General features: G+C 62.6%; 29 protein-coding genes. 1 reads left to right on the top strand and 28 read right to left on the bottom strand.

All coding sequences use genetic code 11. The features are described from left to right. Positions 1–332: 332 nt before the first annotated feature. The 4 genes from rplQ to rpsM all read right to left on the bottom strand — a co-directional run bounded on the left by rplQ (position 333) and on the right by rpsM (position 2,786). Entirely contained in the window at positions 333–758 is a 426-nt protein-coding gene (rplQ, locus tag IQ782_RS28715) for a 50S ribosomal protein L17 (RefSeq protein ID WP_194138093.1), read from the bottom strand. Between the two features lie 121 nt (positions 759–879). Further along, positions 880–1,896, bottom strand: a complete 1,017-nt coding sequence (locus tag IQ782_RS28710; protein ID WP_095881762.1) for a DNA-directed RNA polymerase subunit alpha — start codon at positions 1,894–1,896, stop codon at positions 880–882. Between the two features lie 115 nt (positions 1,897–2,011). After that, complete coding sequence (gene rpsK, locus IQ782_RS28705) at positions 2,012–2,404, bottom strand: 30S ribosomal protein S11 (protein ID WP_072780049.1); 393 nt, start codon at positions 2,402–2,404, stop codon at positions 2,012–2,014. A 13-nt stretch (positions 2,405–2,417) separates the two neighbouring features. Continuing rightward, complete coding sequence (gene rpsM / locus IQ782_RS28700) at positions 2,418–2,786, bottom strand: 30S ribosomal protein S13 (protein ID WP_194138092.1); 369 nt, start codon at positions 2,784–2,786, stop codon at positions 2,418–2,420. Between the two features lie 205 nt (positions 2,787–2,991). On the opposite strand from rpsM, the gene IQ782_RS28695 reads away from it, so the two are divergent. After that, a complete protein-coding gene (locus IQ782_RS28695) occupies positions 2,992–3,528 on the top strand; it encodes a BLUF domain-containing protein (protein ID WP_194138091.1) in 537 nt (178 codons plus the stop codon). 92 nt (positions 3,529–3,620) lie between these two features. Here the strand turns inward: IQ782_RS28695 and IQ782_RS28690 are convergent, their stop codons facing one another. The 24 genes from IQ782_RS28690 to rpsJ all read right to left on the bottom strand — a co-directional run bounded on the left by IQ782_RS28690 (position 3,621) and on the right by rpsJ (position 16,853). Next, positions 3,621–4,265 carry an adenylate kinase gene (locus IQ782_RS28690; protein WP_194138090.1) on the bottom strand — a complete coding sequence of 215 codons (645 nt, stop codon included), beginning with the start codon at positions 4,263–4,265 and terminating at the stop codon, positions 3,621–3,623. Further along, positions 4,262–5,626 (bottom strand): preprotein translocase subunit SecY, encoded by a 1,365-nt coding sequence (gene secY, locus IQ782_RS28685; RefSeq protein WP_194138089.1) that lies wholly within the window; start codon positions 5,624–5,626, stop codon positions 4,262–4,264. Before secY ends, IQ782_RS28690 begins: the two co-directional genes overlap by 4 nt. Positions 5,627–5,735: 109 nt before the next feature. Then, positions 5,736–6,200 carry a 50S ribosomal protein L15 gene (gene rplO, locus IQ782_RS28680; protein WP_194138088.1) on the bottom strand — a complete coding sequence of 155 codons (465 nt, stop codon included), beginning with the start codon at positions 6,198–6,200 and terminating at the stop codon, positions 5,736–5,738. Positions 6,201–6,554: 354 nt separating this feature from the next. Next, positions 6,555–6,743, bottom strand: a complete 189-nt coding sequence (gene rpmD / locus IQ782_RS28675) for a 50S ribosomal protein L30 (protein ID WP_066104107.1) — start codon at positions 6,741–6,743, stop codon at positions 6,555–6,557. Between the two features lie 5 nt (positions 6,744–6,748). Next, positions 6,749–7,327, bottom strand: coding sequence for a 30S ribosomal protein S5 (gene rpsE / locus IQ782_RS28670; RefSeq protein WP_095880728.1), 579 nt, complete (start codon positions 7,325–7,327; stop codon positions 6,749–6,751). A gap of 210 nt (positions 7,328–7,537) precedes the next feature. After that, complete coding sequence (gene rplR, locus IQ782_RS28665) at positions 7,538–7,897, bottom strand: 50S ribosomal protein L18 (RefSeq protein WP_194138087.1); 360 nt, start codon at positions 7,895–7,897, stop codon at positions 7,538–7,540. An 11-nt stretch (positions 7,898–7,908) separates the two neighbouring features. Beyond that, on the bottom strand, positions 7,909–8,442 hold the full coding sequence (gene rplF / locus IQ782_RS28660) for a 50S ribosomal protein L6 (protein WP_194138086.1): 534 nt from the start codon (positions 8,440–8,442) through the stop codon (positions 7,909–7,911). A gap of 10 nt (positions 8,443–8,452) precedes the next feature. Beyond that, a complete protein-coding gene (rpsH, locus tag IQ782_RS28655; protein WP_194138085.1) occupies positions 8,453–8,845 on the bottom strand; it encodes a 30S ribosomal protein S8 in 393 nt (130 codons plus the stop codon). Between the two features lie 12 nt (positions 8,846–8,857). Continuing rightward, positions 8,858–9,163, bottom strand: a complete 306-nt coding sequence (gene rpsN / locus IQ782_RS28650; RefSeq protein WP_095880732.1) for a 30S ribosomal protein S14 — start codon at positions 9,161–9,163, stop codon at positions 8,858–8,860. Between the two features lie 12 nt (positions 9,164–9,175). Next, a complete protein-coding gene (rplE, locus tag IQ782_RS28645) occupies positions 9,176–9,736 on the bottom strand; it encodes a 50S ribosomal protein L5 (RefSeq protein WP_194138084.1) in 561 nt (186 codons plus the stop codon). Continuing rightward, entirely contained in the window at positions 9,729–10,040 is a 312-nt protein-coding gene (rplX, locus tag IQ782_RS28640; protein WP_194138083.1) for a 50S ribosomal protein L24, read from the bottom strand. Before rplX ends, rplE begins: the two co-directional genes overlap by 8 nt. After that, positions 10,040–10,408, bottom strand: a complete 369-nt coding sequence (gene rplN / locus IQ782_RS28635; RefSeq protein WP_023851005.1) for a 50S ribosomal protein L14 — start codon at positions 10,406–10,408, stop codon at positions 10,040–10,042. Before rplN ends, rplX begins: the two co-directional genes overlap by 1 nt. A 117-nt stretch (positions 10,409–10,525) precedes the next feature. Continuing rightward, entirely contained in the window at positions 10,526–10,756 is a 231-nt protein-coding gene (rpsQ, locus tag IQ782_RS28630) for a 30S ribosomal protein S17 (protein WP_095880734.1), read from the bottom strand. A 13-nt stretch (positions 10,757–10,769) separates the two neighbouring features. Next, positions 10,770–10,976, bottom strand: coding sequence for a 50S ribosomal protein L29 (gene rpmC, locus IQ782_RS28625; protein ID WP_066104080.1), 207 nt, complete (start codon positions 10,974–10,976; stop codon positions 10,770–10,772). A gap of 205 nt (positions 10,977–11,181) precedes the next feature. Further along, positions 11,182–11,802 carry a 2OG-Fe(II) oxygenase family protein gene (locus tag IQ782_RS28620; RefSeq protein ID WP_194138082.1) on the bottom strand — a complete coding sequence of 207 codons (621 nt, stop codon included), beginning with the start codon at positions 11,800–11,802 and terminating at the stop codon, positions 11,182–11,184. A 114-nt stretch (positions 11,803–11,916) separates the two neighbouring features. Further along, positions 11,917–12,330 carry a 50S ribosomal protein L16 gene (gene rplP / locus IQ782_RS28615; protein ID WP_095880736.1) on the bottom strand — a complete coding sequence of 138 codons (414 nt, stop codon included), beginning with the start codon at positions 12,328–12,330 and terminating at the stop codon, positions 11,917–11,919. Between the two features lie 13 nt (positions 12,331–12,343). Then, complete coding sequence (gene rpsC, locus IQ782_RS28610; RefSeq protein WP_194138081.1) at positions 12,344–13,054, bottom strand: 30S ribosomal protein S3; 711 nt, start codon at positions 13,052–13,054, stop codon at positions 12,344–12,346. After that, positions 13,054–13,434 (bottom strand): 50S ribosomal protein L22, encoded by a 381-nt coding sequence (gene rplV, locus IQ782_RS28605; protein WP_194138080.1) that lies wholly within the window; start codon positions 13,432–13,434, stop codon positions 13,054–13,056. Before rplV ends, rpsC begins: the two co-directional genes overlap by 1 nt. A 3-nt stretch (positions 13,435–13,437) precedes the next feature. Continuing rightward, complete coding sequence (gene rpsS, locus IQ782_RS28600; protein ID WP_092424770.1) at positions 13,438–13,716, bottom strand: 30S ribosomal protein S19; 279 nt, start codon at positions 13,714–13,716, stop codon at positions 13,438–13,440. Positions 13,717–13,719: 3 nt separating this feature from the next. Then, positions 13,720–14,562: a 50S ribosomal protein L2 gene (gene rplB / locus IQ782_RS28595; protein ID WP_164185232.1), complete on the bottom strand. Its 843-nt coding sequence runs from the start codon at positions 14,560–14,562 to the stop codon at positions 13,720–13,722. A 341-nt stretch (positions 14,563–14,903) separates the two neighbouring features. Next, positions 14,904–15,200 (bottom strand): 50S ribosomal protein L23, encoded by a 297-nt coding sequence (locus tag IQ782_RS28590; protein WP_194138079.1) that lies wholly within the window; start codon positions 15,198–15,200, stop codon positions 14,904–14,906. Further along, positions 15,197–15,814, bottom strand: coding sequence for a 50S ribosomal protein L4 (gene rplD, locus IQ782_RS28585; protein ID WP_092424766.1), 618 nt, complete (start codon positions 15,812–15,814; stop codon positions 15,197–15,199). The genes IQ782_RS28590 and rplD overlap by 4 nt, the downstream gene beginning before the upstream one ends. Continuing rightward, a complete protein-coding gene (rplC, locus tag IQ782_RS28580) occupies positions 15,811–16,536 on the bottom strand; it encodes a 50S ribosomal protein L3 (RefSeq protein WP_194138094.1) in 726 nt (241 codons plus the stop codon). The genes rplD and rplC overlap by 4 nt, the downstream gene beginning before the upstream one ends. Before the next feature lie 11 nt (positions 16,537–16,547). Beyond that, on the bottom strand, positions 16,548–16,853 hold the full coding sequence (gene rpsJ / locus IQ782_RS28575; protein WP_066104052.1) for a 30S ribosomal protein S10: 306 nt from the start codon (positions 16,851–16,853) through the stop codon (positions 16,548–16,550). Positions 16,854–17,139: the final 286 nt, after the last annotated feature.

Here is a 17,139-nt window from a genome sequence, read left to right as displayed (position 1 = left end):
TTCGGTCCGTCGAGCTCGACCTCCATGATCTCAAGCGGCTTTCCGGCCTCAAGGGCAACAGCTGCGCGGGTTCTCATGTCTCTGTCCTTCCTAAAGGGAATGGGGTTGTCCGCACCTAGCTTTGGCTTTCCTTCAGCCGCAAGCAGTTATGCGCCCCTTTCCAGAATTATCACGACACGCCCCGGCTTTCATTGTTCAACAAATACGCAGCCTGCCACCCTGTCCGCGCTCAAACCTTTCCTAAAATACTCATTGCTTCCGCGGGCGCGGCGCAAAAGAAAAGAGCCCCACCGTCTCCGGCAGGGCCCAGTCTCTCCGGTGGAGAGGATATCTTATTCGGCGTCTGCCAGAGCCTCTTCGGCTTCCAGGCGGGCCTTGTCGGCTGCGCCCTTGGCCGAGACGTCGCGGTCGACGAACTCGATGATTGCCATCGGAGCCATGTCACCATAGCGGAAGCCGGCTTTCAGGATACGGACGTAGCCGCCCTGGCGTTCTGCATAGCGCGGGCCGAGCACTTCGAAGAGCTTGGCAACGTGCATGTCCTGCTTGAGCTGCGCGCCAGCCTGACGGCGGGCGTGCATGTCGCCGCGCTTGCCGAGGGTGACGAGCTTCTCCACAACGCGGCGGAGTTCTTTTGCCTTGGGCAGGGTGGTCTTGATCTGCTCATGCTCGATGAGCGAGCCGGCCATGTTTGCCCAGAGCGCCTTGCGGTGCTCGTGGGTACGGTTCAGGCGGCGGTAACCTTTTGCGTGACGCATTTTCTATCTCCAGATACGTGTTTTACTTTGTCCGGGATCCCATGCGTGCGGGACCCTCACCTTGGGGCACAGTGCCCGGTCAAAGGGGCGGGGTTTCCCCCGCCCCCTATCACTGAGTGGCTCAGAACTGGTCTTCCAGCTTCTTTGCCAGATCTTCGATGTTGTCCGGCGGCCAGTCCTCGACATCCATGCCAAGGTGCAGGCCCATGCCCGACAGCACTTCCTTGATCTCGTTGAGCGACTTCCGGCCGAAGTTCGGGGTGCGGAGCATCTCGGCTTCGGTCTTCTGGATGAGATCGCCGATGTAGACGATGTTGTCGTTCTTGAGGCAGTTTGCCGAACGCACCGAGAGTTCCAGCTCGTCCACCTTCTTGAGGAGGAGCGGGTTGAACTCGAGGCCATCGTCGTCGTCCTGACGGCCGGCCGACTCGGGCTCTTCGAAGTTCACGAAGATCGACAGCTGGTCCTGCAGGATGCGGGCCGCAAAGGCGATCGCGTCCTCGGGCGTGACCGAACCATCGGTCTCGACCTTCATGGTCAGCTTGTCGTAGTCGAGAACCTGGCCCTCACGGGTCGGCTGCACGTCATAGGCCACCTTCTTGACCGGCGAGTAGATCGCGTCGATCGGGATGAGGCCGATGGGTGCATCTTCCGGCTTGTTCTTGTCAGCCGAAACGTAGCCCTTGCCGGTGTTGACGGTCAGTTCCACGTAGAAGTCCGCACCCTCGTCGAGGTGGCAGATCACGTGGTCCTTGTTCAGCACGTCGATGCCGGCGGTCTCGGTGATATCGGCAGCCGTCACCACGCCCGGACCTTTTGCGGTCAGGGAGAGGCGCTTCGGGCCTTCGACTTCCATGCGGAGAGCCACGCCCTTGAGATTCAGGATGATGTCGGTGACATCTTCCCGCACGCCGGCGACCGACGAAAACTCGTGCAGAACGTTGTCGATCTGCACGGAGGTGATTGCCGCACCCTGAAGGCTCGACAGCAGGACCCGACGCAGCGCGTTGCCCAGAGTCAGGCCGAAGCCACGCTCGAGCGGTTCCGCGACGAGGGTCGCAACGCGGGTAGGATCGGCGCCGGGGCGAACCTCCAGCTGGGTCGGCTTGATAAGTTCAGCCCAGTTCTTGTGGATCATGCGTCCCTCCATTCCAGTCCGTGCCCCATGTCCAAAGGCGCGGACGCCCGAGGTTGAAATGACGAAGGTAGGGCCCCGCGCGCATGGCGAGGCCCCACCCCTCAATTAAGTTCGATCAGACGCGACGACGCTTCGGCGGACGGCAGCCGTTGTGAGCGATCGGCGTCACGTCGCGGATCGACGTGATGTTGAAGCCCACGGCAGCCAGTGCGCGCAGAGCCGATTCACGACCCGAACCCGGGCCCTGAACTTCGACTTCAAGCGTCTTCACACCGTGTTCCTGCGCCTTGCGGCCAGCGTCTTCGGCGGCGAGCTGGGCAGCGTAGGGGGTCGATTTACGCGAACCCTTGAAGCCCATGGTGCCGGCGGACGACCAGGAGATCGCGTTGCCCTGCACGTCCGAGATCAGGATCTTGGTGTTGTTGAACGACGAGTTAACATGCGCCACGCCAGCGGCGATGTTCTTGGAGACCTTCTTCTTGCCTCCGCGACGGGTATCACGTGCCATTGGTCAGCCTCCCTTATTTCTTCTTGCCGGCAATCGGCTTCGCCGGGCCCTTGCGGGTACGAGCGTTGGTGTGGGTACGCTGACCGCGAACCGGGAGGTTGCGACGGTGACGCAGGCCGCGGTAGCAGCCGAGGTCCATCAGGCGCTTGATGTTCATCTGCGTCTCACGGCGCAGGTCGCCTTCGACGGTGTAGTTCGCGTCGATGTGCTCGCGGATCGCCAGAACTTCGGCATCCGACAGCTCGTTCACACGACGGGTCGCGTCGATGTTCACGGCTTCGCAGATGGCCTGGGCCGAGGTCGGGCCGATACCGGTGATGTAAGTCAGGGCGATGGGCACCCGCTTGTTAGTCGGGATGTTAACGCCGGCAATACGTGCCAAGTGTCTATTCCTTTCGTTGCGGTTCCGTAGCTCCAGAACCTTTTTTCACAACATGAGCCCGGAACGCATACACGTCACCGGGCTTTCCGCTGATGAGGTAATCTGCAAGACAGGCGCGGCCCGGCTCACAAACTGAGTCTCTGTAAGAGATGGGAGTGGGTATGAGGATTCGGAAAGGGCGTCAAGACCCATTTCGGAACCATCCATGCACGCAATCCGTTTACCGTTTCATGAAGGCCACGACAACCCTCCCCGCGTTCACAAGCTGCTCGCGATCGGCGACGTCGCCGCTCCGGACCCCCTCCATGCCCGGCCATCCGACCGCGCCTTTCAAAGATCGCCGCCTCGGATGATCTATCAGCTTCTCTACACCAGCCGGTCCGCCGCGCCGCGCGGCGACGCGTCGGACATCGACATCCTTACGGCCGCTCTCGCCAACAATCAGTTGCTTGGGGTGACCGGGTGCCTGCTGCGCGAGGAACACGGCTTCTGCCAGGTTCTCGAGGGCGCAAAGGAGACCGTTCGGACGCTGTTCGAACTGATCCGCCGCGATCCCAGGCACTTCGGAGTCATCGAGCGGATCAACCGGCGGGTCCCGGTGCGGAGTTTTGCGAACTGGACGATGTGCTACGGCGCACTCTCGGCCGAGGACACCACGTTCCTGCGGCACCGGTTCGCAAGCGAGGGCCGCAACCTTACGCTGGTCCTCGATCGGGTGCGCGAGATCGCGGTGGCGGGATAGGACGAAAAAGAGGGGACGCTATGCCGGTCCGGTGGCGCGCGCTCCCCCGGAGTACCTTCGCCAAGACGAAGGTACTCCGGGGGAGGTTCGGCTCAGGCGTCGAGTTTTTCGGCGATGGCCGATTTCACGTCGCCGATCTCGCCCAGCCCGTCGACGCGGCTGTGCTGACCCTTGGCATAGTAGTAGCCGATCAGCGGCGAGGTCTGCTTGTAGTACTCCATCAGGCGCTTCTGCAGCGCCTGGGCATTGTCGTCGGCGCGACGCTTGAACTCGGTGCCGCCGCAGACGCTGCATTTGCCGTCCGCCGGGATCGGCTTGGTGTTGTCGTTGTAGACCTCACCGCAGCTGCCGCATGTGGAACGCGCGGTGATGCGCTCGACCAGCGCATCGTCGTTCACCCGCAGTTCGACCACCTTGTCGAGACTCTGACCCTGCTCTTCCAGCAGCTCGGACAGTGCGTCCGCCTGCTTGAGCGTGCGCGGGAAGCCGTCGAAGATGTAGCCCGCGGTGGGGTTGGCTTCGAGCTTCTCGCGGATCAGGCCGATGACGATCTCGTCGGTGACGAGCTCGCCGCGTGCCATCACGTCGGCGACCTTCTTGCCCATCTCGGTGCCGCTGTCCTTCGCCTCGCGCAGCATGTCGCCCGTCGAGAGCTGGATCATGCCGCGTTCGTCCACGAGGATCCGGGCCTGAGTGCCTTTGCCTGCGCCGGGCGGTCCAAGAAGAATGATGTTCATCGCCGTGCGGGTCCCTTCCGTTTGCGTGCCTTGCCCTTGCCGCGAAGCTGCGAGCGCTGGATCAGGCCTTCATATTGATGAGCGAGCAGGTGGCTCTGGATCTGCTGGATCGTGTCCATCGTCACCGAGACGACGATCAGCACCGAGGTGCCGCCGAAGTAGAACGGGATCGCGAACTGCGAGCGCAGGATCTCGGGCATCAGGCAGACCAGCGTCAGATAGGCCGCGCCGAGCACGAGCACGCGGTTGACCACGTATTCCAGATGTTCCGCGGTCCTCTTGCCGGGACGGATACCGGGGATGAAGCCGTTCTGGTTCTTCAGGTTGTCCGCCACCTCATCGGTCTTGAACGACACGTTATGGGTGTAGAAGTAGGCGAAGAAGCAGATCATCGCGGCAAAGAACACCAGGTAGAGCGGCTGGCCCGGACCGAAGTAGGCCAGGATGGTCGACATGATCGGACCGGTGGAGCCGGCCTGGCTGAAGGTCGCGATCGTCGTCGGCAGCAGCAGCAGCGACGAGGCGAAGATCGCCGGGATCACCCCCGCCGGGTTCACCTTGATCGGCAGGTGCGATTGCTGCGCCTCGGTCATCCGCATGCCGACCTGGCGGCGCGGGTACTGGATGGTGATCTTGCGCAGGGCCCGTTCCATGAACACCACGAACATGATCACCGCGACGACCATGAGGATCACACCGACGATCACCGCGGGCGAGATCGCACCCGAACGGCCCGAGGCAAAGAATTGCGCCAGGGCTGCGGGGATCTCGGCGACGATACCGACGAAGATGATGAGAGAGATGCCGTTGCCGATGCCGCGGGCGGTGATCTGCTCGCCGATCCACATCAGGAACATGGTGCCGCCGACAAGGGTGATCACCACGGCAGCGCGGAAATACCAGCCCGGATCATGCGCCAGATCGCCGGCCTCGAGGCTGACAGCCAGGCCGTAGGCCTGGAACAGCGCCAGCGCGACGGTGCCGTAGCGGGTGTATTGGTTGATCTTCTTGCGGCCCTGCTCGCCCTCTTTCTTCAGCTGCTCGAGCGCCGGCACCATGGCCGTCAGGAGCTGCACGATGATCGAGGCGGAAATGTAGGGCATGATGCCGAGGGCGAAGATGCCCATGCGGCCAAGCGCGCCACCGGTGAACATCGACACCATGCCGCCGATGCCCTGGCCTGCCTGCTCCATGAACTGGCGCAGTGCGGTGCCGTCGATGCCCGGAACCGGGATGTAGGTGCCGAGTCGGTAGACGACCAGCAGCCCCAGCGTGAAGAAGATACGGTTGCGAAGGTCCGTCGCCTTGCCGAGCGCCGCCCAGCTGGTGTTGGCGGCCATTTGTTCCACAGCGGATGCCATGAGGGTCCTCTCTCAGACGAAACGCCGCCGGGGCGCTTTCCGGCTCCGGCGGCGTTCGTGGAAAACATGGGGCCTTATGTAAGCGGCTCAGGAGCCGCTCACAACCCGCTTATTCAGCCGCGACTGCGGTCTTCAGCGCGCCACCTGCCTTCTCGACCGCCTCGACAGCGGCTTTCGAAGCGCCGGTCACCTCGATGGTGAGGGCGGCCGTGACGTCACCTTTCGCGAGAACGCGGATGCCGTCGAGCTTGCGGCGGACGAGGCCCGACGACACCAGGGTGTCCTCGTTGATCGACGCGGCTTCGAGCTTGCCGGCTTCGACGAATTTCTGGATCAGGCCCAGGTTCACGACAGCGTAGGACTTCCGGTTCGGCTTGTTGAAGCCGCGCTTCGGAAGACGCTGGTAGAGGGGCATCTGGCCGCCTTCGTAGCCGTTGATGGCCACGCCCGAGCGGGATTTCTGACCCTTGATACCACGGCCACCGGTCTTGCCCTTGCCGGAGCCCGGGCCGCGGCCAACGCGTTTCTTGGAGCGGGTTGCGCCTTCGTTGTCGCGCAGTTCGTGCAGTTTCATGTCGCTTCTCCTTGCCGGATGTGCCCCCCAAGCGACGGATGGAGCAACCACGGCATTAGACGATTAAGGATTCGTGGCCAGACTCGGGGAGTCGGACACCGGGGGCGTATAGCGTCCGGCGCAGCGTGGTGCAAGGGATTAGCCCATTGCTCGCAGAGACCGCGGCCTTTCGGCAGCGCAGTATCGGGACTCTCGCGTGAACACGGCGTTAACGGGCAAAAGCCTTCGAAGGCTTTTGCAAATTTCTCCGAAGAAATTTGACCCCGGCGCGAAGTGCCATCGAAAAGGTGTCGGGCAAAAGAAAACGCCCCGGCATGAGGTCCGGGGCGCTTCCGAGATTGGCGAAGGAACGGCTCAGCCGCGCTCTTCGATGATCTCTACCAGGTGCGGGATCTTGCGAACCATGCCGCGCACGGCGGGGGTGTCCTCAAGCTCACGGGTCTTGTTCATCTTGTTCAGACCCAGGCCGATCAGTGTCTGGCGCTGCACGGCGGGGCGACGGATCGGCGAGCCGATCTGCTTCACAACGATGGTCTTAGCCATGGATCTCAGGCCTCCTCAGCCACTTGCGACGATTCCGCGGGGGCATCGTCACGCTTGGGGAGAATGTCAGCCACCTTCTTGCCGCGACGCTGGGCGACGCTGCGGGGCGAGTTGACCTTTTCCAGCGCGTTCAGCGTGGCGCGGATCATGTTGTAGGGGTTCTGCGAGCCGATCGACTTGGCGACCACGTCGTGCACGCCCAGCATCTCGAACACGGCACGCATCGGACCACCGGCGATGATACCGGTACCTTGCGGAGCGGTGCGCATCACCACACGGCCAGCGCCGTGACGGCCTTCGATGTCGTGGTGCAGCGTACGACCTTCGCGCAGCGGCACGCGAATCATCTTGCGCTTGGCTTGCTCGGTGGCTTTGCGGATGGCCTCGGGGACCTCCTTGGCCTTGCCCTTGCCGAAGCCGACGCGGCCCTTCTGGTCGCCGACGACGACGAGCGCGGCGAAGCCGAAGCGCTTACCGCCCTTGACGGTTTTGGACACGCGGTTGATCGCGACAAGGCGATCTGCGAATTCCGGGGCTTCCTCGCGTTCGCGACGGTTCCCGCGGCGGTTTTCACGTTCTGCCATCAGGCATCCCTTTATCTAAGGTTGGCGCGTGGCGGACCGGAACGGAGCCCGGGCCACATCGGCACCGATTTGACCAATCCAGGTGATCGCCGAACCGAAGTCGGACGGATCCCGGATCATCGAGGCGTTTCCGCCTGCAAAAGCGCAAGGCGGGAACAAGCCCCGCCTTGCGGATTGTCGATCATGCGGCGGGCAAGCCCGCCACGACGATCAGATTTTCAGACCTGCTTCGCGGGCTGCGTCGGCCAGAGCCTTGACGCGACCGTGGAAGAGGAAACCGCCGCGGTCGAAGTAGGCTTCTTCCACACCGGCTTTCTTCGCGCGCTCGGCGATCGCGGTGCCGACCTTCTGGGCGGCTTCCACGGTGCCTTTGCCGACGACGCCCAGATCCTTCTCGAGCGAGGAGGCCGAGGCCAGGGTCACGCCCTGGATGTCGTCGATCAGCTGCACGCTGATGTTCTTGTTCGAACGGTGCACCGACAGGCGTACACGCCCGGCGTTGACCTTGCGAAGCTTGTTCCGGACGCGCAGGCGGCGCTTGAGGAACAGTTCCCGTTTGCTGAGTGCCATGTTTCGCGTCCTTACTTCTTCTTGCCTTCCTTGGCGAAGATGTATTCGCCCTTATAGCGAATACCCTTGCCTTTGTAGGGCTCGGGGCGGCGCCAGTCGCGGATGTTCGCCGCAACCTGACCGACTTCCTGGAGATCGTGACCTTCGATGATGATCTCGGTCGGCTTCGGCGTGGTGACCGTGATGCCGGCGGGAATGTCGAAGTTCACGTCGTGGCTGTAGCCCAGGTTCAGCTTCAAGGTCGAACCCTGGACCGCGGCGCGGTAACCCACACCCTGGATCTCGAGCTCTTTCTTGAAGGTGTTCTGAACACCGTGGACCATGTTCGCGATCACGGTGCGGGACATGCCCCACTGCTGGCGAGCGCGCTTCGAGTTGCCGCGCGGAGCCACAGTGATGACGTTGTCCTCGACCGCGATGGTCACGTCGTCGGTCGCGTTGAAGGTCTGGGTGCCTTTCGGACCCTTCACTTCGACGGTCTGGCCGGAGACGGATGCAGAAACACCCGACGGCAGCTCGACCGGTTTTTTACCAATACGAGACATAAGCCCCTCCTTAGAAGACCGTGCAGAGCACCTCGCCGCCGACATTGGCAGCGCGGGCATTTGCGTCCGACATCACGCCCTTCGGCGTGCTGACAATCGACACGCCGAGGCCCTGGCGGACCTGCGGGATGTCACTGACACCCATGTAGACGCGACGACCGGGCTTGGAGACCCGCTTCAGTTCGCGAATGACGGGGGTGCCGTCGAAGTACTTCAGGCTGATCTCGAGCGTGCCGTGGCCGCGCTCGTCGGTGCCTTTTTCGTAGCCGCGGATGAAGCCTTCGTCCGCGAGGACGTCGAGCACCCAGGCCCGGAGCTTCGATGCGGGGGTCGACACGGTCGACTTGCCGCGCATCTGCGCGTTACGGATACGGGTGAGCATATCGCCGATAGGATCGTTCATCTCATACCCTCCTTACCAGCTCGACTTGACCACACCGGGAAGCTGGCCCATCGAGCCGAGTTCGCGCAGGGCGATACGGCTGATCTTCAGCTTGCGGTAGTAAGCGTGGGGACGACCGGTCAGTTGGCAACGGTTGTGCAGACGGGTCGGCGAGGAGTTGCGCGGGAGTTTCGCCAGTTCCAGGCGAGCCTTGAAGCGCTCTTCCATCGGTTTGCTTTCGTCGGTCGCGATCTCTTTCAGAGCGGCGCGCTTGGCGGCGTATTGCTCCACCAGCTTCTGACGCTTCTTCTCGCGTTCGATCATGGATTTTTTGGCCATGTGTCTCGCTCCTCAGGCGTTGAAGGGCATGTTGAAATGCTTCAACAGCGCCTTGGCTTCCGCGTCGGTCTTGGCGGTCGTGGTGATGATCACGTCGATACCCCAAACCTCATCGACCTTGTCGAATTCGATTTCGGGGAACACGATGTGCTCCTTGATGCCCATGGCGAAGTTGCCACGGCCGTCGAAGGACGGCTTCACACCACGGAAGTCGCGGATACGCGGCATCGCGATGTTGATCAGGCGATCGAGGAAGTCGTACATCCGGTCACCACGCAGCGTGACCTTGGCACCGAGCGGCATGTCTTCACGGACGCGGAAGCCGGCGATCGACTTCTTTGCCTTGGTGGTGACAGCCAGCTGGCCAGCGATCTGGGTCAGGTCTTCCTGAGCCGATTTCGCCTTCTTGGAGTCGCGCACGGCTTCTGCGCCGCAGCCGATGTTCAGAACGATCTTGTCGAGTGCAGGAACCTGCATCGCGTTCTTGTAGCCGAACTCTTCGATGAGAGCGGCTTTGATCGACTCGCGGAACTGCGTCTTAAGACGCGGCGTGTAGGTCGCGGTATCAAGCATCGATCACGTCCCCCGTGGTCTTGGCGAAGCGGACCTTCTTGTCACCTTCCATGCGGAAGCCGACGCGGGTTGCCTTGCCGTTGGCATCGACGATCGCCAGGTTCGACAGGTCGAGCGGCATGGCTTTCGGCATGCGGCCACCCTGCGAGGTCTGGCTCTGACGGGTGTGACGGACGGCCATGTTCACGCCGCCGACAACAGCCTTGCCAGCTTTCGGATCGACGGACTCGATGGTGCCGGTCTTGCCCTTGTCCTTGCCGGACAGAACGACGACCTTGTCACCTTTGCGGAGTTTAGCAGCCATTACAGCACCTCCGGGGCGAGCGAGATGATCTTCATGAAGTTCTTCGCGCGCAGCTCGCGAACCACCGGCCCGAAAATACGGGTGCCGACCGGCTCGCCCGCGTTGTTCAGGATGACGGCCGCGTTGCGGTCGAAGCGGATCGACGTGCCATCTTCACGACGAACTTCCTTGGCGGTGCGCACGACGACGGCCTTGCGGACGTCACCTTTCTTCACGCGGCCGCGCGGAATGGCCTCTTTCACCGAGACGACGATGATGTCGCCGACCGATGCGTAGCGGCGATGCGAGCCGCCGAGGACCTTGATGCACTGAACTTTCCGGGCACCGGAATTGTCAGCAACATCCAGATTGGTCTGCATCTGGATCATTTGGTTTCTCCCGACCTTTGGGGGTTGTTCTAGGTCTACCCCCCAGGGTTTCGATGATGCTGGGCACCACCGCAGGAAAACGCCTGGACCCCGGTCAGGCGACCGGGGCTTGGACGTTTACTCTGCGATGACTTCCCAGCGCTTCGTCTTGGACTTCGGCGCGCATTCGATGATGCGGACCGTATCGCCAACAGCGAATTTCTCAGCTTCGTCGTGAGCCCGGTACTTCTTGGACTTACGGATGGTCTTTTGCATGACCGGGTGCTTGAAGCGACGCTCGACCGAAACGGTGACGGTCTGTGCGTTTGCCGTGGAGGTCACGGTGCCTTGCAGGATACGCTTGGGCATAGGTTAGCCTCCCTTACTCGGTTGCGGCCGCGCCGGCGGCTTTTTGGTTCAGCACGGTGTTGACGCGGGCAACGTCGCGACGCACCTGGCGAATGCGTGCGGTGTTCTCGAGTGCGCCGGTCGCTTTCTGGAAGCGCAGGTTGAACGCTTCCTTTTTCAGCGCGACGAGCTCGTCCCGGAGCTGGTCCGGGGTCTTGTTCGCAAGTTCTTTGGCGTCCATAAGGTCGCTCCTTTGTGTCAACATCACCGGAGAGCCCCGTCGTGTTACGGGTCACCCTGATTCCCGGTGGAGGTGGATGAGCGCGCGATATAGGCCAGAATCTCGACCGTGACAACCCTGTAAAACAAGGCCCATCGCGCATGCCGGGCTTGTCCCTGGCGGGGGCCGGACGCGCCGCCCCCTGCCCTTGCGGAAAGTTGCGGGATCACTCCCACTTGTAGTTGAAGCTGACCGAGATGCGCTCGTCCTCGGACATGTTCATCGGCACCTCGTGGCGCAGCCAGCTCTCCCAGAGCAGCACGTCGGCCACGGCAGGCTTCTCGTAGACGAAGGCCTTCAGCTCCTCGCGGCAGGTCTTCCGGCGCGTGGGGGCGGCCATCATCATCGGCAGGCGCGGATCCTCGAGCTTCAGCGCGCTGGCACCCTCGGGCATCGAGACATAGGTCGTGCCCGAGATCACCGAATGCGGGTGAATGTGCGAGCTGTGCGTGCCGCCCTCGGGGAGAATGTTGATCCAGAGATCCTCGAGCACCAGCTTCTTGTCGCCCAGCTCGAGCTCCAGGTCCTCGGCGAAGGCCGCGACATGGGCGTCGAGAGATTTCACCAGATCGCCAAAGATCGGGAAGCGCCACGGCAGATCGGTCAGCGAGGCGTAGGAGGTGTAGCCGGGGTAGTCGTTGGCCTCGCACCATTCCTGCCCTGCCTCGTCATCCTCGGCGATGGAATAGCAGGAGCCCTCGAGCTCGTCGGCGTCGATCGCGGGACCGAACTCGGAGAGCTGTGCGCGGTAGAGGCGGGTGGCGAAGAGAGAGCGGATCTGGGCCATGGCACTGTCCTGATGAGGTTGCGGCGGCGGGTCTCCCCTGCCCCGCGGGGTGGAACGGAAAACCCCCGCCGATCGCTCGGCGGGGGTTTGTGTCATGCGGTCATCCCGAAGGGATTACCAGTCCTCGCGAACCACGACGCGCGACTTGATCGGCAGTTTCATCGCCGCCAGACGCAGCGCCTCGCGGGCGACGTCCTCGGGAACACCGTCGATCTCGAACATCACGCGGCCCGGCTTCACTTTGCAAGCCCAGTAATCCACGGAACCTTTACCCTTACCCATACGAACTTCGGTGGGTTTGGAGGTCACGGGGGTGTCCGGGAAGATACGGATCCAGACCCGGCCCTGACGTTTCATGTGGCGGGTCATCGCGCGGCGAGCCGCTTCGATCTGACGAGCCGTCACACGCTCGGGCTGAAGAGCCTTCAGGCCAAAGTGGCCGAAGTTCAGGTCGGAACCGCCCTTGGCCTCACCTTTGATGCGGCCCTTGAACATCTTCCGGAATTTAGTGCGTTTCGGTTGAAGCATTTCTCAAACCTCCTCAGCGACGGCCGCCCATGGCGCCGCGCGGAGCCGGACCGTCCTGCAGTTCCGCCGACTTACGGTCGCGGGCTGCGGGGTCATGCTCCATGATCTCGCCTTTGAAGATCCAGACCTTGATCCCGATGATACCATAGGGGGTCGTTGCTTCAACGTGCGAGTAATCGATGTCGGCGCGCAGGGTGTGCAGGGGCACACGACCTTCGCGATACCACTCGGTACGAGCAATCTCGGCACCACCGAGACGGCCAGCGACGTTCACGCGGATGCCCAGGGCGCCCATGCGCATGGCGTTCTGCACGGCACGCTTCATGGCACGACGGAAGGACACACGGCGCTCGAGCTGCTGCGCGATGCTCTCACCCACGAGGCGGGCGTCGAGCTCGGGCTTGCGCACTTCAACGATGTTGAGGTGCAGCTCGCTGTCGGTCATCTTGGCAATTTTCTTGCGCAGGACTTCGATGTCCGCGCCTTTCTTGCCGATGATGACGCCGGGGCGTGCGGTGTGGATCGTGACGCGGCACTTCTTGTGCGGACGCTCGATGATCACACGTGCGACGCCGGCCTGCTTGCACTCTTCGTGGATGAAATCGCGGATCGCGAGGTCTTCCAGAAGCAGATCACCGTAGTCCTTGGTGTCGGCGTACCAGCGGCTGTCCCAGGTGCGGTTGACCTGGAGGCGCATGCCGATCGGATTGGTCTTGTTACCCATTAGGCTTGCTCCTCGACCTGACGCACCTTGATCGTGAGTTCCGAGAACGGCTTGTTGATGCGGCCGAAGCGACCACGTGCACGCGGACGACCGCGCTTCATCACAAGGTTCTTGCCCACGAAGGCTTCCGCGACGATCAGCTCGTCAACGTCCAGCCCGTGGTTGTTCTCGGCGTTCGCGATTGCGGACTGAAGGCATTTCTTCACGTCCACTGCGATCCGCTTTTTCGAGAAGGTCAGGTCCGTCAGGGCCCGCTCGACCTTCTTGCCACGGATCAGCGCGGCCACCAGGTTCAGCTTCTGGGGCGAAGTGCGCAGCATGCGCAGCTTTGCCATCGCCTCGTTGTCCGCCACGCGGCGGGGATTCTTATCCTTGCCCATGGCTTACTTCCTCTTGGCTTTTTTGTCAGCCGCGTGGCCATAATAGGTCCGGGTCGGCGAGTACTCACCGAACTTCTGACCGATCATGTCTTCGGTGACATTGACGGGAACATGCTTCTGGCCGTTGTAGACCGCGAACGTCAGACCCACGAACTGGGGCAGGATCGTCGAGCGGCGCGACCAGATTTTGATGACTTCGTTCTTGCCAGATTCGCGAACCTTCTCGGCCTTTTTCAGGACGTAGGCGTCGACGAACGGGCCTTTCCAAACAGAGCGCGTCATGGATTACCGCCCCTTCTTCTTAGCGTGGCGCGAGCGGATGATCAGCTTCTGCGACGCCTTGTTGGTGTTGCGGGTGCGCTTGCCCTTGGTCGGCTTGCCCCACGGGGTCACCGGGTGACGACCACCCGAGGTACGACCCTCACCACCACCGTGCGGGTGGTCGATCGGGTTCATAACGACGCCGCGGACCGACGGACGCTTGCCATAGTGGCGGTTACGACCGGCTTTACCGAGGTTCTGGTTCGAGTTGTCAGGGTTCGACACGGCACCGATGGTGGCCATGCATTCCTGACGAACCATGCGCAGCTCGCCCGAGGAGAGGCGGATCTGAGCGTAGCCACCGTCACGGCCGACGAACTGGGCATAGGTGCCCGCGGCGCGTGCGATCTGGCCGCCCTTGCCGGGCTTCAGCTCGATGTTGTGGACGATCGTACCGATCGGCATGCCCGAGAAGGGCATCGCGTTACCGGGCTTGATGTCCGCCTTGGCCGACGCGATCACGCGGTCGCCGATGGCGAGACGCTGGGGCGCGAGGATGTAGGCCTGCTCGCCGTCGTCATACTGGACGAGGGCGATGAATGCGGTCCGGTTCGGGTCGTATTCGATGCGGGCCACGGTGGCCGACACGTCGAACTTGTTCCGCTTGAAGTCCACGATGCGATAGAGACGCTTCGCGCCACCGCCGCGGCGGCGTGCGGTGATCCGTCCGGTGTTGTTCCGGCCGCCCGATTTCGTCAGACCCTCGGTGAGGGCTTTGACGGGGCGTCCTTTATACAGCTCCGAACGGTCGATCAGCACCAGCCCGCGCTGGCCCGGCGTCGTCGGCTTGTACGACTTAAGTGCCATGCTTTCTGTCTTCCGTTGTAATGCGACAGCGCCCGCGTGTCGGGCCTGCCGGAGTTTAGCCCCCCGAAGGTGGCCGTGTCATAGGGCCCCGAAGGTCCCCGGCTCTGCGCCACCGGACAAGCCCGGCGACAAAACGCGAAGCCCCGGACGAATCCGGGGCTGCTGCGGATGGCCTGCTCTAGTCAAAGAGTCGGATGACGTCAAGCGCATCCGGGGTCGCAATCGGCCTTGGGGCCCTTATTTGGCGAGGGTTTCCGACAAGGGGGTCCCCCTGCCCTGCCCGGCAAAAGGAAAAGCCCCCGCGGATGCGAGGGCTTTCCCGAACTTGTCGAAGGCGACGATCAGAGACCGGTGGTCACGTCGATCGTGTTGCCCTCTTCGAGGGTCACATAGGCCTTCTTGACGTCGTTCCGCTTGCCGATCTGGCCGCGGAAACGCTTCACCTTGCCCTTGGTGATGGTGGTGTTGACCGCCTTCACCTTCACGCCGAAGAGCGCCTCGACGGCCTCCTTGACCTGGGGTTTGGTCGAGTCGATCGCCACTTCGAAGACCACGACGCCGTTCTCGCCGACCATGGTGGTTTTCTCGGTGATGATCGGCTTGCGGATCACGTCGTAGTGTTGTGCCTTAGCGGTCATTTCAGTCGAGCCTCCAGAGCTTCGACACCCGCCTTGGTGATCACCAGGGTGTCACGCTTGAGGATGTCATACACGTTGGCGCCGACGGAGGGCAGCACGTCCAGACCTTCGATGTTCGCGGCGGCGCGGGCAAAGCCCTCGTTCACTGCGGCACCGTCGATCACCAGAGCGCGCTTCCAGCCCAGGCTCTTCACCTGTGCCGCCAGCGTCTTGGTCTTGCCGTCGGTCTCTGCGTTCTCGATGATCACGAGCGAGCCGGTCTTGGCTTTCGCCGAGAGGGCCAGCTTGAGGCCGAGAGCACGGACCTTCTTGGGCAGGTCATGCGCGTGGCTGCGCGGGGTCGGACCCTTGTAGATACCACCCTTGCGGAAGATCGGCGCCTTGCGGGAGCCGTGGCGTGCGCCGCCGGTGCCCTTCTGGCGATAGATCTTCTTGGTCGAGTAGCTCACTTCCGAGCGGGTCTTGACCTTGTGCGTACCGGCCTGGGCCTTGTTACGCTGCCAGCGAACCACACGGTGCAGAATGTCGGCGCGCGGCTCGAGATCAAAGATCGCGTCCGTCAGCTCGACTTCGCCCGCGGCACCGCCGTCGAGTTTGATCACGTCGAGTTTCATTCGTCGCCTTCCTTCTCTTCGGCTGCGGCTTCAGCAGGAGCTGCAGCGGATTTCAGGCCGGCCGGCAGAGCAGCGTTCTCGGGGAACGGCTTCTTCACGGCGTCCTTGATGGTCACCCAGCCGCCTTTGGAGCCCGGCACCGCGCCCTTGATCATGATGATGCCGCGATCGGCATCGGTCTTCACGACCTGCAGGTTCTGCGTGGTGACACGGACGGCACCCATGTGGCCGGCCATTTTCTTGCCTTTGAAGACCTTGCCCGGATCCTGACACTGACCCGTCGAACCGTGCGAACGGTGCGAGATCGACACGCCGTGCGATGCACGAAGACCGCCGAAGTTGTGGCGCTTCATGGCACCGGCAAAGCCTTTACCGATGGTCGTGCCGGCAACGTCGACATACTGACCTTCGAAGTAGTGCTCTGCCGAGATCTCTTCGCCGACGGCGATGAGGTTCTCTGCGTCGACGCGGAATTCCGCGATCTTCCGCTTCGGCTCGACCTTGGCAGCGGCGAAGTGGCCGCGCATGGCTTTCGAGACGTTCTTGGCCTTGGCCGCACCGGCGCCGAGCTGAACGGCGCTGTAGCCGTCCTTTTCAGCGGTCCGCTGGGCGACGACCTGGCAACCTTCGAGTTGGAGGACGGTCACAGGGATCTGCTTGCCGTCTTCCATGAAAAGCCGGGTCATGCCGACTTTCTTTGCGATAACTCCAGAGCGCAACATCATCTGCCCCCTTACACCTTGATCTCGACGTCCACGCCGGCCGCCAGGTCGAGCTTCATCAGCGCGTCCACGGTCTGCGGGGTCGGATCGACGATGTCGAGCAGACGCTTGTGCGTGCGGATCTCGAACTGATCGCGGGATTTCTTGTTCACGTGCGGGCCACGCAGAACGGTGAATTTCTCAATCTTGTTCGGCAGCGGGATCGGGCCGCGAACGGTAGCGCCGGTGCGCTTGGCGGTGTTCACGATTTCCTGCGTCGATGCATCGAGGACGCGGTAGTCGAACGCCTTGAGCCGGATACGGATGTTCTGGTTCATCGAACAGTCCTATTTTGGCGTTGAGGTTGAGAGGAGGATGGACGCGCATCGCCGCACCCTCATCGAACCTAAAAGGCGGGGAATCACCCCGCCCTTCACGACCCGTAGGTCGTTGCGCGCGTATACGGCCGGGAGCCCTGTTTGACAAGCCCTCGACCACGTGCTGCCTGCGGCAATTTCGCGGGCGCCGCGGCGGGACCGGCGCAGGAGCGCCATGCGGGGCCGCGGCAAGGAAAAGGGGCCGCCCGATGGGCGGCCCCTTCCCTATGTCCGCCCGGTCCGTAGA

The sequence above is a fragment of the Salipiger mangrovisoli genome (assembly GCF_015223355.1).
In the GTDB taxonomy this organism is placed as follows: Bacteria; Pseudomonadota; Alphaproteobacteria; order Rhodobacterales; family Rhodobacteraceae; genus Salipiger; species Salipiger mangrovisoli.
Note: the sequence above shows the minus strand (reverse complement) of the source record. Positions and strands in the feature narration are given on the sequence as shown.

What these genes read in the sequence shown, in the direction of transcription:
- rplB (WP_164185232.1), bottom strand. Translation starts at nt 14,562, where the DNA reads ATGGCACTTAAGTCGTACAAGCCGACGACGCCGGGCCAGCGCGGGCTG.
- IQ782_RS28620 (WP_194138082.1), bottom strand. Translation starts at nt 11,802, where the DNA reads ATGGCCCAGATCCGCTCTCTCTTCGCCACCCGCCTCTACCGCGCACAG.
- rpmC (WP_066104080.1), bottom strand. Translation starts at nt 10,976, where the DNA reads ATGGACGCCAAAGAACTTGCGAACAAGACCCCGGACCAGCTCCGGGAC.
- rplQ (WP_194138093.1), bottom strand. Translation starts at nt 758, where the DNA reads ATGCGTCACGCAAAAGGTTACCGCCGCCTGAACCGTACCCACGAGCAC.
- rpmD (WP_066104107.1), bottom strand. Translation starts at nt 6,743, where the DNA reads ATGGCTAAGACCATCGTTGTGAAGCAGATCGGCTCGCCGATCCGTCGC.
- IQ782_RS28590 (WP_194138079.1), bottom strand. Translation starts at nt 15,200, where the DNA reads ATGACCGCTAAGGCACAACACTACGACGTGATCCGCAAGCCGATCATC.
- IQ782_RS28695 (WP_194138091.1), top strand. Translation starts at nt 2,992, where the DNA reads ATGCACGCAATCCGTTTACCGTTTCATGAAGGCCACGACAACCCTCCC.
- rpsJ (WP_066104052.1), bottom strand. Translation starts at nt 16,853, where the DNA reads ATGAACCAGAACATCCGTATCCGGCTCAAGGCGTTCGACTACCGCGTC.
- rplR (WP_194138087.1), bottom strand. Translation starts at nt 7,897, where the DNA reads ATGGCACTCAGCAAACGGGAACTGTTCCTCAAGCGCCGCCTGCGCGTC.
- rplV (WP_194138080.1), bottom strand. Translation starts at nt 13,434, where the DNA reads ATGGGCAAGGATAAGAATCCCCGCCGCGTGGCGGACAACGAGGCGATG.
- IQ782_RS28710 (WP_095881762.1), bottom strand. Translation starts at nt 1,896, where the DNA reads ATGATCCACAAGAACTGGGCTGAACTTATCAAGCCGACCCAGCTGGAG.
- rpsS (WP_092424770.1), bottom strand. Translation starts at nt 13,716, where the DNA reads ATGACGCGCTCTGTTTGGAAAGGCCCGTTCGTCGACGCCTACGTCCTG.
- rplF (WP_194138086.1), bottom strand. Translation starts at nt 8,442, where the DNA reads ATGTCTCGTATTGGTAAAAAACCGGTCGAGCTGCCGTCGGGTGTTTCT.
- rpsH (WP_194138085.1), bottom strand. Translation starts at nt 8,845, where the DNA reads ATGAACGATCCTATCGGCGATATGCTCACCCGTATCCGTAACGCGCAG.
- rplC (WP_194138094.1), bottom strand. Translation starts at nt 16,536, where the DNA reads ATGTTGCGCTCTGGAGTTATCGCAAAGAAAGTCGGCATGACCCGGCTT.
- rplO (WP_194138088.1), bottom strand. Translation starts at nt 6,200, where the DNA reads ATGAAACTGCACGAACTGCGCGACAACGAAGGCGCAACCCGCTCCAAG.
- rpsK (WP_072780049.1), bottom strand. Translation starts at nt 2,404, where the DNA reads ATGGCACGTGATACCCGTCGCGGAGGCAAGAAGAAGGTCTCCAAGAAC.
- IQ782_RS28690 (WP_194138090.1), bottom strand. Translation starts at nt 4,265, where the DNA reads ATGAACATCATTCTTCTTGGACCGCCCGGCGCAGGCAAAGGCACTCAG.
- rplE (WP_194138084.1), bottom strand. Translation starts at nt 9,736, where the DNA reads ATGCTTGATACCGCGACCTACACGCCGCGTCTTAAGACGCAGTTCCGC.
- rpsC (WP_194138081.1), bottom strand. Translation starts at nt 13,054, where the DNA reads ATGGGTAACAAGACCAATCCGATCGGCATGCGCCTCCAGGTCAACCGC.
- rplN (WP_023851005.1), bottom strand. Translation starts at nt 10,408, where the DNA reads ATGATCCAGATGCAGACCAATCTGGATGTTGCTGACAATTCCGGTGCC.
- rpsQ (WP_095880734.1), bottom strand. Translation starts at nt 10,756, where the DNA reads ATGCCCAAGCGTATCCTGCAAGGCACCGTGACCTCCACGGCAAACGCA.
- secY (WP_194138089.1), bottom strand. Translation starts at nt 5,626, where the DNA reads ATGGCATCCGCTGTGGAACAAATGGCCGCCAACACCAGCTGGGCGGCG.
- rpsE (WP_095880728.1), bottom strand. Translation starts at nt 7,327, where the DNA reads ATGGCAGAACGTGAAAACCGCCGCGGGAACCGTCGCGAACGCGAGGAA.
- rplP (WP_095880736.1), bottom strand. Translation starts at nt 12,330, where the DNA reads ATGCTTCAACCGAAACGCACTAAATTCCGGAAGATGTTCAAGGGCCGC.
- rplD (WP_092424766.1), bottom strand. Translation starts at nt 15,814, where the DNA reads ATGAAACTCGACGTGATCAAACTCGACGGCGGTGCCGCGGGCGAAGTC.
- rplX (WP_194138083.1), bottom strand. Translation starts at nt 10,040, where the DNA reads ATGGCTGCTAAACTCCGCAAAGGTGACAAGGTCGTCGTTCTGTCCGGC.
- rpsN (WP_095880732.1), bottom strand. Translation starts at nt 9,163, where the DNA reads ATGGCCAAAAAATCCATGATCGAACGCGAGAAGAAGCGTCAGAAGCTG.